General features: G+C 68.4%; 17 protein-coding genes. 11 read left to right on the forward strand and 6 right to left on the reverse strand.

What is annotated here, in order from left to right:
• Positions 1 to 11: 11 nt before the first annotated feature.
• From EJ903_RS21785 to EJ903_RS21800, 4 genes are all read right to left on the reverse strand, one after another.
• A complete protein-coding gene (locus EJ903_RS21785) occupies positions 12 to 437 on the reverse strand; it encodes a GtrA family protein (RefSeq protein ID WP_126619428.1) in 426 nt (141 codons plus the stop codon).
• Positions 434 to 1,423 carry a glycosyltransferase family 2 protein gene (locus tag EJ903_RS21790; protein WP_126619430.1) on the reverse strand — a complete coding sequence of 330 codons (990 nt, stop codon included), beginning with the start codon at positions 1,421 to 1,423 and terminating at the stop codon, positions 434 to 436. The genes EJ903_RS21785 and EJ903_RS21790 overlap by 4 nt, the downstream gene beginning before the upstream one ends.
• A 57-nt stretch (positions 1,424 to 1,480) precedes the next feature.
• Positions 1,481 to 3,139, reverse strand: a complete 1,659-nt coding sequence (locus EJ903_RS21795) for a hypothetical protein (protein WP_246015833.1) — start codon at positions 3,137 to 3,139, stop codon at positions 1,481 to 1,483.
• Positions 3,140 to 3,237: 98 nt separating this feature from the next.
• Complete coding sequence (locus EJ903_RS21800) at positions 3,238 to 3,468, reverse strand: hypothetical protein (protein WP_126619432.1); 231 nt, start codon at positions 3,466 to 3,468, stop codon at positions 3,238 to 3,240.
• 227 nt (positions 3,469 to 3,695) lie between these two features.
• On the opposite strand from EJ903_RS21800, the gene EJ903_RS21805 reads away from it, so the two are divergent.
• Positions 3,696 to 4,049 carry a cupin domain-containing protein gene (locus EJ903_RS21805; RefSeq protein ID WP_126619434.1) on the forward strand — a complete coding sequence of 118 codons (354 nt, stop codon included), beginning with the start codon at positions 3,696 to 3,698 and terminating at the stop codon, positions 4,047 to 4,049.
• A gap of 64 nt (positions 4,050 to 4,113) precedes the next feature.
• Here EJ903_RS21805 and EJ903_RS21810 read toward each other — a convergent pair whose 3' ends face one another.
• Entirely contained in the window at positions 4,114 to 5,022 is a 909-nt protein-coding gene (locus EJ903_RS21810) for a LysR substrate-binding domain-containing protein (RefSeq protein ID WP_126619436.1), read from the reverse strand.
• A 129-nt stretch (positions 5,023 to 5,151) separates the two neighbouring features.
• On the opposite strand from EJ903_RS21810, the gene EJ903_RS21815 reads away from it, so the two are divergent.
• The 4 genes from EJ903_RS21815 to EJ903_RS21830 all read left to right on the forward strand — a co-directional run bounded on the left by EJ903_RS21815 (position 5,152) and on the right by EJ903_RS21830 (position 10,058).
• Positions 5,152 to 6,333 (forward strand): MFS transporter, encoded by a 1,182-nt coding sequence (locus EJ903_RS21815; protein WP_210211504.1) that lies wholly within the window; start codon positions 5,152 to 5,154, stop codon positions 6,331 to 6,333.
• A 213-nt stretch (positions 6,334 to 6,546) separates the two neighbouring features.
• A complete protein-coding gene (gene leuD, locus EJ903_RS21820; protein WP_126619437.1) occupies positions 6,547 to 7,158 on the forward strand; it encodes a 3-isopropylmalate dehydratase small subunit in 612 nt (203 codons plus the stop codon).
• An 87-nt stretch (positions 7,159 to 7,245) separates the two neighbouring features.
• Positions 7,246 to 8,361 (forward strand): 3-isopropylmalate dehydrogenase, encoded by a 1,116-nt coding sequence (gene leuB, locus EJ903_RS21825; protein ID WP_126619439.1) that lies wholly within the window; start codon positions 7,246 to 7,248, stop codon positions 8,359 to 8,361.
• Between the two features lie 179 nt (positions 8,362 to 8,540).
• The gene (locus EJ903_RS21830; RefSeq protein WP_126619441.1) at positions 8,541 to 10,058 is read left to right on the forward strand and encodes an AMP nucleosidase; all 1,518 of its coding nucleotides are present in this window, start codon (positions 8,541 to 8,543) and stop codon (positions 10,056 to 10,058) included.
• 49 nt (positions 10,059 to 10,107) lie between these two features.
• Here the strand turns inward: EJ903_RS21830 and EJ903_RS21835 are convergent, their stop codons facing one another.
• Entirely contained in the window at positions 10,108 to 10,722 is a 615-nt protein-coding gene (locus tag EJ903_RS21835) for a DUF4337 domain-containing protein (protein ID WP_158627972.1), read from the reverse strand.
• 154 nt (positions 10,723 to 10,876) lie between these two features.
• Here EJ903_RS21835 and EJ903_RS21840 point away from each other — a divergent pair, with 154 nt between their 5' ends.
• From EJ903_RS21840 to EJ903_RS21865, 6 genes are all read left to right on the forward strand, one after another.
• The gene (locus tag EJ903_RS21840; protein ID WP_126619445.1) at positions 10,877 to 11,476 is read left to right on the forward strand and encodes a septation protein A; all 600 of its coding nucleotides are present in this window, start codon (positions 10,877 to 10,879) and stop codon (positions 11,474 to 11,476) included.
• Positions 11,477 to 11,579: 103 nt separating this feature from the next.
• Positions 11,580 to 11,876 carry a twin-arginine translocase TatA/TatE family subunit gene (locus EJ903_RS21845; protein ID WP_126619447.1) on the forward strand — a complete coding sequence of 99 codons (297 nt, stop codon included), beginning with the start codon at positions 11,580 to 11,582 and terminating at the stop codon, positions 11,874 to 11,876.
• 160 nt (positions 11,877 to 12,036) lie between these two features.
• Positions 12,037 to 13,356 carry an SPOR domain-containing protein gene (locus EJ903_RS21850; protein WP_126619449.1) on the forward strand — a complete coding sequence of 440 codons (1,320 nt, stop codon included), beginning with the start codon at positions 12,037 to 12,039 and terminating at the stop codon, positions 13,354 to 13,356.
• Between the two features lie 256 nt (positions 13,357 to 13,612).
• Positions 13,613 to 14,020: a response regulator transcription factor gene (locus EJ903_RS21855; protein ID WP_126619451.1), complete on the forward strand. Its 408-nt coding sequence runs from the start codon at positions 13,613 to 13,615 to the stop codon at positions 14,018 to 14,020.
• Positions 14,017 to 16,218 (forward strand): 3'-5' exonuclease, encoded by a 2,202-nt coding sequence (locus tag EJ903_RS21860; RefSeq protein ID WP_126619453.1) that lies wholly within the window; start codon positions 14,017 to 14,019, stop codon positions 16,216 to 16,218. The genes EJ903_RS21855 and EJ903_RS21860 overlap by 4 nt, the downstream gene beginning before the upstream one ends.
• Positions 16,215 to 16,484, forward strand: a complete 270-nt coding sequence (locus tag EJ903_RS21865) for a hypothetical protein (RefSeq protein WP_126619455.1) — start codon at positions 16,215 to 16,217, stop codon at positions 16,482 to 16,484. The genes EJ903_RS21860 and EJ903_RS21865 overlap by 4 nt, the downstream gene beginning before the upstream one ends.
• Positions 16,485 to 16,517 lie beyond the last annotated feature (33 nt).

The following is a 16,517-nucleotide window of genomic DNA, read 5'->3' on the forward strand; positions in this document are numbered from 1 at the left end:
CGCCGCCCCGCTCAGGACGCCTTGAACACCAGATGCTTGGAGGCGGCGAAGTTGAAGAACATGCCCGCGATGGACCCGGCGGCCACGGCCAGGACGGGATGGGCGGCGACCAGTTCCACCCCGGCCTCCAGCCCCACCGACACGCCGTAATTCACCACCCCGCCAAAGGCGTTGGCGGCGAGGAACTTTGCCCATTGCCGCAGCAACGACCCGCCCCGCCCCGCGTCCTTGAAGGTGAAGGCACGGTTCAAGGCCCAGGTCGCCGTCGCGGCGGCGAAGAAGGACGGGATGCGGGCGGCGAAGAACTCCAGCCCCAGCGCCAACCCGGCGTAGAGCACCGCCGTGTCCACCACCAGACCGATCACGCCGACGACGCCGAACTTGGCAAACTGGATGCCCAGACGCCCCAGGCGGCTGTTCAGCAGCGCGGGGATCACGACCGCTCGCCCCGTCGGTCGGCGGCCAGCGCCGGATGATCGCCAGGGGCCGGAATCGACAGGTAGCGCATCCGCTTGGCCTCCCGCCGCCCCAGCGTGACGGTGTCCAGGATCAGGCCGCAGGTCAGGCTGAGGAAGGCCACCAGCATCAACCCGGTGGACAGCACGGCCGTGGGCAGGCGCGGGACCAGCCCGGTTTGCGCGTAGGTCATCATCACCGGCCAGGCCAGACCCAACGACAGCAGGGCCAGCAAGGCGAAGATGCCGACGAAGAAGGGAATCGGCCGCTCCTCCTTCACCAGGATGATGATGGTCTTCAGGATGCGGATGCCGTCGCGGATGGTGTTCAGCTTGCTGTGCGATCCGGGCGGACGGTCCTTGTAGGGGGTCTTGACCTCGGCGATCGGCATGCGCAGTTCCAGCGCGTGGACGGTCAGTTCCGTTTCGGTTTCAAAGCCGCTGGCCAGCGCCGGGAAGGATTTGATGAAGCGGCGGGAAAAGACGCGGTAGCCCGACAGCATGTCGCCGATGCGCTTGCCGAAGATGTTGGCGACCATGCCGGTCAGCACCAGATTGCCCAGCCGGTGGCCGGGGCGGTAGGCGGCGACGATCTCGGTCACGCGCGCGCCGTTGACCATGTCAAGCTGCTGGTCCCACAGCGTTTTCACCATCTCCGGTGCCGACGCCGCGTGATAGGTGTCGTCGCCATCGACCAGCACATAGACGTCGGCCTCGATGTCGGAGAACATCCGGCGCATCACGTTGCCCTTGCCCTGCAACGGCTCGCTGCGCACGACCGCCCCAGCGGCGCGCGCCACCGCGATGGTGCGGTCGGACGAGTTGTTGTCATAGACATAGATGGTGGCGGCGGGCAGCGCCGCGCGGAAATCCCGCACCACCGACCCGATGGCCGCTTCCTCGTTGTAGCAGGGGATCAGGACCGCGACGGTGGGTGCGGTGGCGGAGGCGGTGGAGCCGACGGGCATGGTGCGGAACGCTTCAAGCGAGAGGGAATGACGGGATAAACAGCACAAAGCGACGGCTTATTCCACCGCAACCCGCGCGACCGCGCACAGGTTCAGCGTTTCGCCGAGATTGTTGGGGATCGGGCGGCAGCGTTCCGGGTCCAGCCGCAGACCCAGGCGCAAGGCCGCCTTGGCCGCCCCGGCGGTGTCGGGAATGGTGCTGAGCATCAGATAGGGGCCGCGATGGGACGACACCTTGTCCTTGAGAATCGCCAGATAGCCGTTCCCGACCGAATCCGGTTGCAGGAAGTTGGACTGGATGCGGACAAAGCGCACGCCCGGCGGGAAGGACGGGATGACGTGGGAAATCGCCCAGTAACCGCCCATCAGCACCATGGTGGCGTGGGGATCCTCGATCGGCGGGACCTCCGCCGTCACCCAACGACCGGGGCCGTCCGGGCTGGGCCAGGGCACGCGCCCCCAATCGGCCGGCTGCACGGTGGCCTGAATCACCAGCAACAGGGCGATGGACACCCGCACCGCCCAGCGGCGCGACAGCGGCAGCAGCCCGACCGCCATCACCAGCGCCAGCGGGGCCAGCATCTCCAGCGGCACGAGGTAGCGGTAGATGCAGAACATCACCACCCACAGCGCGTAGGTGACGGTCAGCGCCACCAACAGGAAGCGGGTGGCCGCCGCGTCGGCCAGACCAAAGCCCGCCGGGCGGATGCGGCGCAGGGCCAGCGCCGACAGCGCCGCCAACGGAACCAGCACGAACAGCGCCAGCGCCCGCAGATCGAACCACGGCACCTCGCCCACCGTCAGCGGGGCAAAGGTGAAGGTGAAGGGAAACAGCAACCGTTCCAGCCGTGAGGCCGGAAAGAAGCTGGCGTTCACATAGTCGGACATCGCGGCAAAGGGTGACTGGAAGACATGGTTCATGTGCGGGAACACCGGATTCCCGTAATCGTGCCACAGATGGATCATCCAAAAGCCACCGGTCCCCGCCAAACCGGCCAGCACGCCCAACCCGAAGAAAAAGGCCAGGAACAGCCGCCGCACCGGGTGGGCGGGCAGCGCCAGAAAGGCCAGACAGAGGCCAACGGCGTAGATGACCGTCGGGTTCTTCAGCCCCATGGCCGCCCCGGCGAAGAGGCCAGCGAACGCAACCCGGCCAAAGGCCATCACCAGCCGCCCGGTCTTCAGCAGGGGCAACGCGCGCGCGACGACGACCAGCGCCGCGATCACCCCCAAGCTGACCAGATTGTCATGAAAGGTGGTCCCGAGCAGCCCCAGCGTGCCGCCGCCCAAGCCGCCCATCAACGCCAGCAGCATCGCCGCCACGGTGCGCAACATCGCCACATTCACCCGCAGGCAGGCTTGCGCCAACAGGAACAGAAGGGACAGGTTGATGCCCTGGACCGTGCCCCAGACAAAGCCCGCCACCCGCGCGGGCAAGGCGGAGGCCAAGCCGTAGAACGCCACGTCCAACAGCGGGTTGTAGAAGGTCGGCATCTGGGCGGGCAGCAGATCCAGATCGATCCGCCCGTTCAGCAGCGCATAGCCGTTGTACCAATGGTAATTGCGCAAATCCCAGTTGGCGTCCATGCCAAAGGCCAGCGTCAGCGCGCCATGGGCCAACGGGGCCAGCAGCAGGAACAGCCAGCCCAGACGGCGGGCGGTGCGGGCGTCGCCGTCCAGCAGAACCGGAGCGGGCTGGGCCGGGGGCAGCGTCATGAAGGGGACCCGGAGGCGGTTGCAAACGCTCCCTTGGTAGGCCAGCGCCCGCAACGCCGCAAGCCTGCCGTGATGAGGGCGGTGGTCCGCGCGCCGGGTCAATCCGTTGGTGGGCCGCCCGTCGGCCGCCCGCGCGTCAGCCACAGCACCACCGCCCCCGCCAGGAAGGACGGCACCCCCAGCACCACCAGCATCATGGCGAACGCCTCCCCACCCTTGCCGCTGCCAAGGGCCAGATGCGCCCAGAGGGTCAAAGCGGCGATGGCCAGCAACGCCCAGCCCAACAGCCGGGCCGCAAGCCGCCCGATGGATCGCCTCGCCGCTGCCATGACCATCGTCTCCAGTGTGTGGAACGGATGATCCGCCCGTCCGCACGCTCCGTCCAGTGTCTTCCGGGGGCAAAGCCGGGCGCAAAATCGGTGGGCGGGTCCGATCCCGCCGCTCCCCTGTCGCAAACGGGCGAGATGGCCCACGCAATCCTGCGCAGCATCGGGGCGCTGCGGGCGCACCGCGCACGGCGTGGACGCACGCGCAGTCTTTGAGCAGGGAGCACCAGATGACCAACACGATCAAGAAACTCGGCCTCAAGGCCGCGACACCCAGCCACAGCGACATCGACGGCTGGAAAAAGGTCGCGGGCAACCCGACCATGACGACGTGGGTTGAATACACATCGGCGGATGGCTCCACGCTGTCGGGTTGGTGGAGCGCCACGCCCGGCACCTATCACGCCACTTACAGCGATCTTGAGACCGTCCACATGATCGAGGGCGAGATCGTCATCACCCCGGACGGCGGCGAACCGGTCACGGTGACGGCGGGCGACTCCTTCGTCGTTGAAAAGGACTTCGTCGGCACCTGGGAGATCAAGAAGGAGGTGTTCAAGCACTTCACGATCACGGTGTCGTAAGATCACGGTGCCGTAAGGCCCGACCGGTCGGCGGTGTGGCAACCGGACCATCCACACCGCCCCCTTACACAACCACTCCCGCGACCGGCGGTTCCGCCTGCGCCCGCAGCCAGTCCAGAAACTCCGGCGCGTCAGTGCGGTCGGGCTGGCGGCTTTCCAACAGATGGTAACGGCCCGACACCACCGGCGGGCAACCGGGAACCACCACCAGCCGCCCCATCGCCAACGACCGTTCGATGAACAGCAGCGGGATCAGGGCGACACCCAACCCGTCCTTGGCCGCCTGGATGGCGAAATAGGTGTGATCCACCTCCAACCGGCTGCCCAGCGCGTCCGCCGCCATGCCGTTGGCCCCGCACCAGCGCGGCCACAGATCGGGCCGGGCGCGGATGGAGATGATCGTCGTGTCGGCCAGCGCGGCGGGAAAGGGCCGGCCATCGCCGCTGCGGTCCGCCAGCAGGCGCGGGCTGCACACCGGGGCGCTGCGTTCGGTCATCAGCGGGTGCGGGGTCAGGCCGCCGAAATGGTCGGGATCGCGGCGGATGGCGTAATCCAGGCGGCGCGACTGGTCGATGCGGTCGGGCGCGGTGAACAGCGACAGATCCAGATCGGGGCAGCAGCGCTTCAGATCGGGCAGGCGCGGCAACAGCCAATGCATGGCGAAGGTGGGGATGCAATCCAGATGCAGCACCCGACGGTCGCCGCCCTCGTTCAAGGCGTCGGTCGCCGTCGCCAACTGCTCGAACAGATTGGCGACCCGCGCGAAATAGCGGGCACCGGTCGGGGTCAGCCGGACCTGACGCTGCGAGCGGTCGAACAGGCGATGGCCGATCCGCTCCTCCAGCAATTTGATCTGGCGGCTGATCGCGCCGGGGGTGACGCACAGCTCCTCCGCCGCGAGGCGGAAATTGCTGTGCTGGGCGGCGGCGACGAAGGCGCGCAGCGCGTTCAGGGGCGGCAGGGCGGTCGACATCCATTGAGTTTTTCTCAACACTCCGCGCAAAACAAGTCGTTTTGCCGCAGCCGCGCCCCGGGTCTAGCCTGACCGCCAACGCAAGCTTCCCGCACCGGGCGGGGCTGCACGGACAGGACGGGCGGGCCGGTGGACCATGTGACGCGGCGGTTGGTGGTGGGGTTGGGGATGTCGCAGCTTCTGTGCTGGGGCATCTCCTATTATCTGGTCGGGGTGTTCGGCGGGGCGATGGCCGCCGATCTGGGGCAGAGTTTGACGGCGATCCATGGCGGCTTCACCGTCGCGCTGATCGTCCAGGGCCTCACCTCCAGCCGGATCGGCCATCTGATCGACCAGCGCGGCGGGCGGCCGGTGATGGTCGCCGGGTCGCTGGTGATGGCGGCGAGCCTGCTGGGTCTGGCGGCCGCGCGCGAGATGATCGGCTATTACGCCGCCTGGGTCGGGCTGGGGCTGGCGATGCGGTTGACGCTGTACGACGCCGCTTTTGCCGCGCTGGCCCGCATCGGTGGGCGCGACGCCCGCCGCCCCATCGCGCAGATCACGCTGCTGGGCGGGCTGGCGTCGTCGGTGCTGTGGCCGGTCGGGCAGGCGTTGGCCGACGCGTTGGGCTGGCGCGGGGCGCTGTGCGTCTACGCCGGGATCGCGCTGCTGACCATCCCGCTGCATCTGGGGATTCCCACCCACCGCCACATTCCCGCGCCCGCGCCGGAACCGACATCGCAGCCGGGCGACGCAACCGGCAGCGGCCCATCCGACCCGGCCCCATTGGCGGCGATCCTCTACGCGCTGATCGTGGCGTTGAACGGCCTGCTGAACTCCGGCCTGTCGGCCCATATGATCGGGCTGATGGCCGGGTTGGGGATGGCCCCGGCGCTGGCGGTGTGGGTGTCCACCCTGCGCGGCGTCGGCCAATCGGCGGCCCGGCTGGGCGAGGTGCTGTTCGGCGGGCGGCTGTCACCCTTCACCCTGGCCGTCCTGGCGAGCGGGCTGGTGGCGTTCTGCTTCCTGCCGCCGCTGCTGGGCATGTCGATCCCGTTGGGGATCGCCTTCGCCTTGCTGTTCGGTGCGGGCAACGGGCTGCTGACCATCGTGCGCGGAACCCTGCCGCTGGCGCTGTTCGACCCGGCCAGTTATGGCCGCACCGTCGGGCGGCTGGTGACGCCGGGATTCTTCATCGCCGCGCTGGCCCCGATGCTCTACGCCTTTGTCATCGAGCGCTTTGGCGACGCGGCGGCGCTGTGGCTGTCGCTGGGCTGCGCGATCCTGGTGGTGGTGGCGTCGCTGCTGCTGAAGGCGCGCTTCGGCCGCTGAGGCGGCATCCCGCCCGGTTCGGTGAAACCCCTATGGATTCCGTGCCGCTGGCGCGCAAGAATGCTGCGCTGTTTGCGGTCCCCGCATGCCTGTTCGCTCGGCAACGGGCGGGCGGGCGGCAAGCTTCCGCTGGCAATGGCCGGACGGGTCTGCTATTCACCGACACTCCGCATGCGCACGCTTGCGCCTTCTTGCGCGACAGGATTTTAGGCGATGGAAAAGTTTACGGTTCTCTCCGGCGTCGCGGCGCCGCTGCCGATGATCAACATCGACACCGATATGATCATCCCCAAGCAGTTCCTGAAGACCATCAAGCGGACGGGACTGGGCAAGCATCTGTTCGACGAGATGCGCTACACCACCGACGGTGGGGAAGTCGCCGATTTCGTGCTGAACAAGCCCGCCTACCGTCAGGCCAAGATCCTGGTCGCCGGTGACAATTTCGGCTGCGGCTCCTCGCGCGAGCACGCGCCGTGGGCGCTGGCCGATTTCGGCATCCGCTGCATCATCGCCCCCAGCTTCGCCGACATCTTCTACAACAACTGCTTCAAGAACGGCATCCTGCCGATCAAGCTGCCCAAGGAGCAGGTGGATCTGCTGCTCGACGACGCGTCGCGCGGGTCCAACGCCGTGGTCACGGTGGATCTGGAAAACCAGACCATCACCGGCCCGGATGGCGGTTCGATCCCGTTCGAGCTGGACCCCTTCCGCAAGCATTGCCTGCTGAACGGCCTGGACGACATCGGCCTGACGCTTCAGGAAGTGTCGCGGATCGACAGCTTCGAGGCCAAGCGCCGCACCGAACAGCCCTGGTTGGCGGTCTGATCGCGGTTGGTCCATGGGCGGGTCGGCCCCGGTCGCCCCGCCCGCTTTCACGAGTTTTCGACGTCAGTCTTTGGGAGAGCGCGCGCCATGCCCGCCAATAAGAAGCTTCTGTTCCTCCCCGGCGATGGTATCGGGCCGGAGGTCATGCGTCAGGTCCGTCGGGTCATCGATTGGATGGACCGCAAGCGCGGCGTGACGTTCGACGTGTCGGAAGGTCTGGTCGGCGGTGCGGCCATCGACGCCTATGGCGTGCCGCTGAACGACGCCACCCTGGCCGAAGCGCTGGCGTCCGACGCCGTGATGCTGGGCGCGGTCGGCGGGCCGAAGTGGGACAACCCGACCGATTACACCAAGCGTCCGGAAGCCGGTCTGCTGGCCCTGCGCAAGGAACTCGGCCTGTTCGCCAACCTGCGCCCGGCGGTGGTGTTCGACGCGCTGGTCGATGCCTCCACCCTGAAGGCCGACGTCATCCGTGGCCTGGACATCATGATCGTCCGCGAGCTGACCGGCGGCGTCTATTTCGGTGAGCCGCGCGGCATCACCGACATCGGCAACGGCGAGCGTCGCGGCGTCAACACCCAGGTCTACACCACGTCGGAAATCCGCCGCGTCGCCCGCGTGGCCTTCGAGTTGGCGCGCAAGCGCAACAACAAGGTCCACTCGATGGAAAAGGCGAACGTCATGGAATCCGGCCTGCTGTGGCGGCAGGAAGTGACCAAGCTGCACCAGGAGGAATACTCCGACGTGACGCTGGAGCACATGTACGCCGACAACGGCGCCATGCAGCTGCTGAAGAACCCCAAGCAGTTCGACGTCATCGTCACCGACAACCTGTTCGGCGACATCCTGTCGGACGAAGCGTCGATGATGACCGGCTCGCTCGGTATGCTGCCGTCGGCTTCGCTCGGCGCGCCCGACGCCAACGGCAAGCGCAAGGCGATGTATGAGCCGGTGCACGGTTCGGCCCCGGACATCGCCGGGCGCGATCTGGCCAACCCCTGCGCCACCCTGCTGTCCTTCGCGATGGCCTTGCGCTACTCGTTCGATCTGGACGAGGACGCCAAGCTGATCGAAAAGGCCATCCAGAACGTGCTGGGCGGCGGCATGCGCACGGCCGACATCATGGCCCCCGGCATGGCCCGTTGCTCCACCACCGTCATGGGCGATTCGATCCTGCGCGAGCTGGATAAGGTTGCCTCCTGATTTGGGCCACGCCCTGATCGGTTGAGCCGTGTTTCGGAAAAGGCCCGTCCCCACAGGGGGCGGGCCTTTTCCATGCCCGCAACATCATGGCCACACACCCCGTCTTTGCGGTTGCGGCGGTGCTGCGGGCTGTCCAAAATCAAAACCTCTCCTGTGTTGCGCGAGGCCGATCCGACGCCATGCCCCATTTCCCCCTGCCGCCCGGCCCGGTTGGCCAGTTCACAGACGCCAAGGCCGCGCTGGCCTGCATCCGCGACATCTACGACCGCAACACCGGCTATCTGCGCGACCGCTTTTCCACCTACACCGGCGGTGGCGAGGTCAGCGGCAGCAACCGCGCCCATTACCCCTATGTCCGGCTGACCACCCGGTCGAGCGCGGCGGTGGACACCCGTCTGGCCTATGGCTTCGTCGGCGGCACCGGAACCCACGCCACCACGTTGACCCGGCCCGACCTGTACGACCGTTACCTGACCGAACAGCTTTCGCTGCTGCTGCGCAACCACGGCGTTCCGCTGGAAATCGGCGTCAGCGAGGAGCCGATCCCCATCCATTTCGCCTTCCCCCAGGGGCTGTATGTGGAAGGCGATCTGCCGCCCGACCGGCTGACCCGCCTGCCCGACCTGTTCGACCTGCCCGATCTGGCGCGGATGGACGACACCATCGTCAACGGGGTGGAGGATCTGGGGCCGGACGCGGTGAAGCCGCTGGCGCTGTTCACCGCGCCGCGCGTCGATTTCTCGCTGCACCGGCTGCGCCACTACACCGCGACCGGGCCGGAGCATTTCCAGAACTTCGTCCTGTTCACCAACTATCAATTCTATGTGGACGAGTTCATCCGCCTGTCGCGCGAGATCATGACGGCGAGCGACGACCCGGCCACCGCCGCCGACCGCGCCCAGTATGACCGCTTCGTCGAACCGGGCGAGGGCATCACCCACAACCGCAACCGCGCCACCGCGTCCGGCGATGCGCCCGACGATGTGACGCCCAAGCTGGCCCGCATGCCGCAGATGCCCGCCTATCACCTGACGCGGCCCGACGGCAACGGCATCACGCTCGTCAACATCGGCGTCGGCCCGTCCAACGCCAAGACCATCACCGACCACATCGCCGTGCTGCGCCCGCACGCCTGGATCATGCTGGGCCACTGCGCGGGCTTGCGCCACACCCAGCGGCTGGGCGATTACGTGCTGGCCCACGGCTATGTCCGCGAAGACCATGTGCTGGACGCCGATTTGCCGCTGTGGGTGCCGGTCCCGCCGCTGGCGGAGGTCCAACGCGCGCTGGAAACGGCGGTGGAGCGCGTCACCGGCCTGTCGGGCTATGACCTGAAAAGCATCATGCGCACCGGGACCGTGGCGACCATCGACAACCGGAATTGGGAGCTGCGCGACCACCGCGAGCCACTGATGCGCTTCAGCCAGAGCCGCGCCATCGGGCTGGACATGGAAAGCGCCACCATCGCCGCCAACGGTTTCCGCTTCCGCGTGCCCTACGGCACCTTGCTGTGCGTGTCGGACAAGCCGATGCACGGGCAATTGAAGCTGCCGGGCATGGCCGACCGTTTTTACCGCGAACGGGTGGACCAGCATTTGAAGATCGGCATGCTGGCGATGGAGCTGCTGCGCGTGCACGGGATGGAGACGTTGCATTCCCGCAAGCTGCGCAGTCTGGCCGAAGCGGCGTTCCAGTGACGATCCCCGCCCCTCGCCGCACAGCGGCGGCGGGGGGCGGTGCGTCCCTTTACAGGAAGGGCAGCGGGGCAATCAGCGTGAAACCGTCGATGGCCAGCGCCAGACCGACCGCCGCCAACACGCGGCTGACCCACAGGATGAAGGTCATGTTGGTGATGGCGAAGACCGAGGCCAGCACGATGGCCAACTGCAACAGCCCTTCGGCGAAATCGAAATAGGGATCCTGGGTGGCGGCGTGGTCGCGCTTGGCCTCCGCCGCCTTGGCCTTGGCCAGCAGATCCTTGCGGCTGTTCTTGCCGTCGTCGGCCTCCATCTTGTCGGCGTTCTGGCGGTATTCCGCCGACTTCTTCAGGGCGCGGGCCTGGGCCTCCGGCGGCATGCCGGCGCTCAGCAACTCCAGCTCGTCGGCGGCCAGACGCAGGCTGATCTGGCGCTGGGTCTTGGCCTGATAATAAGCGAAGCTGTCGGACGCCTCGATGGCGCTGGCCATCATGTCCTTGCCCGCGTTCGATCCGGCGACGCTGACAATCGCCAGCACCGCCGCCAGCATGGAGATGTAAATGGCGGTCGAAACCTTCAGCCCGCCTTCCCCACCGCCGCCGTGCTTGCCCTTTTCGTTTTCATGGGCCTCGTCGATCAGGTCCTTGACTTCCGCCGCGTCCATACCCGTTTTCCCCCAAAGTCGGAACCGATGTGCGCGCAAGAGGTAGACGAGCAACGCGCGAAAGAAAAGGGTTCGCAAAACCGTCATCAAAACCCGGCCTCCGGATCGCTTTCGCCCCTTTCACGCTGTGGCGGTTTCGGGCTATGTCAGGGGCATGACTCCGCTCCTTCGCCTGCTGACGGAGGCCGGCCCGCTCGCCGCCTTCTTCATCGCCAATTCCCAGGCCGGCATCATGGTCGGCACCGCCGTCTTCATGGTCGCGATCACCCTGTCGCTGGGGGTGTCCTGGCGCATGGAGCGCCGGATCCCGGTGATGCCCGCCGTCGGGGCCGGGTTCGTCCTGATCTTCGGTGGATTGACTCTGTGGCTGCAAAGCGACCTGTTCATCAAGATCAAGCCGACGCTGGTCAATCTGCTGTTCGCCGCCGTGCTGTTCGTCGCCCACATCACCAAACGCAACGTGATGAAACGGCTGCTTGGCACCGTCCTGTCGTTGAGCGATGACGGGTGGCGGACCATGGGCATCCGCTGGGCCTGGTTCTTCCTGTTCCTGGCGGTGGTCAATGAAGTCGTCTGGCGCAGCCTGGACACCGACGCGTGGGTGAATTTCAAGGTGTTCGGCATCATGCCGCTGACCCTGCTGTTCAGCGCCCTGCAAACCCCGCTCATCATGCGCCACCAAATCCCGGAAGGGACGGCGACGCCCGTTCCCCCCGGTGCGCCCCACGGTGCGGGCGACCGCCCGGCCCCCTGAACACCCCCTTTCCCCCCTTGTCGGGACGCGGTCGCGCCCTCACATCGGGGGGATCGCCCGGTTCCCGCCGCAACACAGACCCGACCACGAAGGTTTCACGCTCATGGGCAGCTTCAGCATCTGGCATTGGATCATCGTTCTGCTGATCGTCCTTCTCCTGTTCGGCGCGGGCAAGCTGCCCTCGGTGATGGGCGACATCGCCAAGGGCGTCAAAGCCTTCAAGGCGGGGTTGAAGGACGGCGAGGAGGAACAGCCCCCCGCCCCGGCCCCGGTGGCGCAAGCCGCGCCGGTTCAGGCCGCACCAGTCCAGCCGCAGGTTCAGCCGCACACCCAGCCGCAAAGTGCGCCCGCCGCCGCCACGGCCACCACGATCGACCCGGCCAAGCCGCACCAGGGCTGACCCGGCGGTCCCCCGTCCGGTCTTTCTCACAGGCTGCGACCGCATAGCGGTTTGATCGGTCGGGGAAATACGTTAGAACACTGGGGTCGTTGCCGCAGCCTGCGTTTGCGTGGGCTTGGCGGGGGCGGCCCCTGTTTCCTTCCGGGATGCGTTGTCCGCCGTGACGTTCAAAGACGAAATGAAGGCCGCCGACAAAGGCTCCGACGTGCCCAGCGCCGAAAGCGAAGACATCGCCAAGCTGCTGCGCGCGCTGAACGATGACCTGAAGACCGATCCCATCGACGACGTCGCCGAACTCGACGACGAGGAGGAGGAGCCGAAGGCGTCCGGCGGGCTGCCGTTCGGCAAGATCGCCGTCGCGCTGCTCGCCGCCGCCGGTGTGGGGTTTGGCGTGGTCATGCTTGATCCCGCTGGCGCGCCCAGCGAAGCACCGGGGACCGTCACCACCCCGCTGGTCCCGCCCGCACCCGCGATCACCCGCGCGCCCGCCGCCAGCCCGACCACCCCCGCGCCGGAATCCCTGATCGCGCGCGCACCGGTCAACCCGCCCGCCGCGCCGCCGCCCACACCGGCGCTGCCGGTGCCCCCGCCCAGCGCATCGGCTCCGCCACCACCGCCCGCCGGGGCCGCGCCGGTTGCCCCGCCGCCCGCGCTGAAGGTCCCTGAACCGCCGCCGCTGCCGCCAACCGCCGCTCCGGCCACCGCCGCCAAGCCGCCGGTGGCCAAACCGGTGGAGCCGAAACCCGCCGACACCGCCCACACGACCGCGCCCACGGCGTCCGCTCCCCCTGCCACGCCAACGGCACCGCCTGCCCACAACGCGCCCGCCGCGCCGCCAACGGCGAAGGTCGCGGAGGCGGCCCCGCCCGCCAAGCCCACCGAGCCAGCCGCGAAGACGGCGGACACCGGTGCCTTGCAGGCGATGCTGGCCCCGCCCAAGGACCCGCGCGAGGCGGCCAAGCGCCCGCCCCCGCCGCCCAAGCCGGTGGACACCAAGGCCGCCGACGCGCCCAAGCCGGAGGCGAAGCCCGCCGAACCAAAACCCGCCGACTTCAAACCGACCGAACCGAAAGCAGCGGAACCGAAGCCCGCCACGGTCAAGCCGGTGACGCCCACCACCGGCACACTGACCGTGCCGTTGGCGTCGGCCCCGCCGCCGGTGACACCCGCCGCTGTTCCGGCTGCCCCACCCGCCGCCCGCACCCCGCCCGCCGCCACGGCGGACGACGACGCGGTGCCCGCCGGGCGCTATTCGGTGCAGGTCGGCTCCTACAAGGTTGCGGCCAACGCGGCGGCACAGGTGCAGGCGCTGAAAAAGGCCGGATTCCCCGCCTTCGGGCTGGATTGGACCGACAGTTCCAACAACACCTGGCACGCCGTGCGCGTCGGTGGTTACGCCGACAAGGCCGCCGCCCAGCGCGCCGCCGACGAGGTGAAGGCCAAGATGGGCGTTCCCGCTTACCCGGTATCCACGCGTTGACCGAAAAACGGGCGGCGGGCGGATGGGATCCGCCGCCGTCCGTCACCGGTTTTCAGCCTGCGGCATACTGTCCCCCCCAGAGGGGAATTTTGGAAAAAGGCCGCTTTTCCTTGGCGCTGCCACCCCCCTGACTTTGGTCGCCCCTCCCGGCCAGCGGCTTGATCCGTGCTTCTGCTTGCTCGTACCATGGACATTCCAGGGCGCACGCAAAAACAGACACGCCGGCACAAGACCGGCGAGCCGGAGGAAGCCCCCAATGAAGCCGACCATCCTGGTCGTTGACGACGAGCCGAGCATCGTCCTGTCGCTCCAGGTCCTTTTGCAACGCGCCGGATTTGAGGTGCGCGTCGCCCGCAACGGCGACGAGGCGCTGCAGTCCGTCGCCGCCTTCACCCCCGATCTCGTCCTGCTGGACGCGATGATGCCCAAGCGTGACGGGTTCGACGTCTGCCAGACGCTGCGCGCCAGCCCCGATTGGAAAGACCTGCCGATCGTCATGCTGACGGCCAAAAGCCGCGACGTGGAACGGCAGAAGGGCATGGCGCTGGGGGCGACCGACTACATCACCAAACCCTTTTCCACCCGCGACCTGCTGGCCACCGTCCGCCGCATCCTGGGCGTGACCGCCGACGCGACGACGCCAGCGGCGGGAGGCGGCCGATGAGCCTGCCCGCCACCGGAACCGCCAGCTCCGCGCCCAACGCAGCCCCCCCCGCCCCATCCCCGCCGCCCCGCCGCATGGCCCCGCTGGTCTTCCGGCTGGTCGGGGGCGGGCTGGTGGCCTTGTCCATCGGGCTGACAACGGTGGTGCGTGATTCCGGGGCCGCCGACCCGCTGCTGACCTACGCCATCGTCATGACCGGAGCCATCGCCGCCGGGGTGTGGGGGCTGTGGCTGGCGGTGGACCGCTGGCTGCTGCGCGCCGCCGAAACCCTGAGCCGCGAGGCCGGGCTGATCGCCCATGGCAACGCCGAGGGGGCCGTGGGCGGGCGGGTTCCGCTGGCGCGCTACGGCGATCTCCAGCCCATCGCGCGGGCGGTCAACGATCTGTCGGACAAGCTGGCGCAGATGCGCCGCGACGTCGCCCGCACCGTCGCCGACTCCACCGCCAAGGCGGAGGAGCAGAAGGGCCGCCTCGCCGCCGTGCTGCGCGACCTGCACGAAGGCGTGATCGTCTGCAACACCCGCCATCAGGTGCTGCTCTACAACCAGACCGCCTTGGACATCCTGCATCTGACCGGCGATCTCGGGCTGGGCCGGTCGCTGCTGCATGTGCTGGTCGCCGAACCGGTGGCGCACACGCTGGAACGGCTGACGCTGCGGGTGCGCGAGGGGCGGCACGTCGATCACGAACACGGGACGACGGCGCAGTTCATCGGCTCGACCACCGACGGGCGCATCCTGCTGGCCGGGCGGATGAGCGCCATTCTGGCCGACCCCCCGGCCGACGCCGGGGAGCCGCCGACCATCACCGGCTATGTCCTGACCCTGTCCGACGCCACCCGCGAGCTGGCGGCGCTGGGCCAGCGCGACGCCCTGCTGCGCGAGGCGACGGAGGGATTCCGCGCCCCCATCGCCAACCTGCGCGCGGCGGTGGAAACCCTCTATGACAACCCCGATCTCGGTCCGGCCGACCGCGCCGCGTTTGAAAGCGCGATGATGGAATCGACCGAAGCCCTGTCGCAGCGGCTGGAAACCGTCACCTCGGCCTACCGCAGCGTCGTGGCGGGCAGTTGGCCGATGAGCGACATCCATTCCAACAACCTCATCACCCTGGTGCGCCACCGCGTCGGGGCCGATGCGGCGACCGGCGTCACCCTGACCGGCCTGCCGCAATGGGTGCACGGCGACAGCTACACCCTGGTCGTGCTGTTCGGCCATCTGATCGGGTCGGTCCACGCCCTGACCGGGGCCACCGCGTTCGACCTGTCGGCGGAGAGCGGCGACCGCTGGGTCTATCTTGATCTGGTGTGGCCCGGGTCGCCGATTCCCAGCGCGACGCTGGATGGCTGGCTCGACCAACCCCTGCCCGGCGGGCTGGGCGGCCTGACGGTCGGCGACGTGTTGCAGCACCACCGCAGCACCGTGTGGTGCGAACCGGTTCCCGACCGCGCGGGCTTCGCCCGGCTGCGCGTGCCGCTGCCGCCCGCCCAGTCGCCCCCCGCCGCCCACACCCTGCTGAAGCCGAGCGCGCGGCCCGAATTTTTCGATTTCGGCCTGCTGCACCAACCGTTGGTGACGAGCGAGCTGGGCCGCACCCCGCTCGACCGGCTGCATTATGTGGTGTTCGACACCGAAACCACCGGCCTGTCCCCCAGCACCGGCGACGAGATCATCCAGATCGCCGCCGTCCGCGTGGTCGGCGGGCGCATCCTGACCGGCGAGACCTTCAACGCGCTGGTCAACCCGCAACGCCCGATCCCCGCCGAATCGATCCCCTTCCACGGCATCACCGACGGCATGGTCGCCGACAAGCCGACGGTGGACAAGGTGCTGCCGGGCTTCCGCGCCTTTGTCTCCGGCGCGGTCATGGTGGCGCACAACGCGGCGTTCGACCTGAAATTCCTGAAGATGAAGGAACGGGCCAGCGGCGTGCGCTTTGACGGACCGGTTCTCGACACCATGCTGCTGTCGCGGATGCTGCTGGGCAACGACGGCGACCACACGCTGGACGGCATCGCCGAACGGCTGGGCATCGCCGTGGTGGACCGCCACACCGCGCTCGGCGACAGTCTGGTGACGGCGGCGGTGTTCCTGCGGATGGTGGAGATGCTGCGCGACCGCAACATCACCACGCTGGACGACGCCATTCGCGGCGCGAACATCCTGGTCGAGCTGGCCGCGCGGGAGCGGGCCTTTTGACCGGCGGCCCCGCCCCGCAAGGACACAAGGCGGATGGCCGCGAGGATGGCCGGGACGCTGTTGGGCGGGACGCTGGCCCCACGCCCCGGCGCGACCGGCTGATCGGCCTGTTCCTGCTCGCCCTGCTGCTGTTCAACCCGCCGCTGCTGCGGCTGTTCGGCGGCGATGGGGCGATGTTCGGCCTGCCGCCGCTCTGCGCCCACATCCTGTTCGTCTGGGCGGCGGTGATCGCGGCGGCGGCCCTGCTGGCGGAGCGGCGCGGATGACCGATGCGCGGATGGCGGCCCGATGACCAGGAC

This window comes from Azospirillum griseum, assembly GCF_003966125.1.
Taxonomy (GTDB): Bacteria; Pseudomonadota; Alphaproteobacteria; order Azospirillales; family Azospirillaceae; genus Azospirillum; species Azospirillum griseum.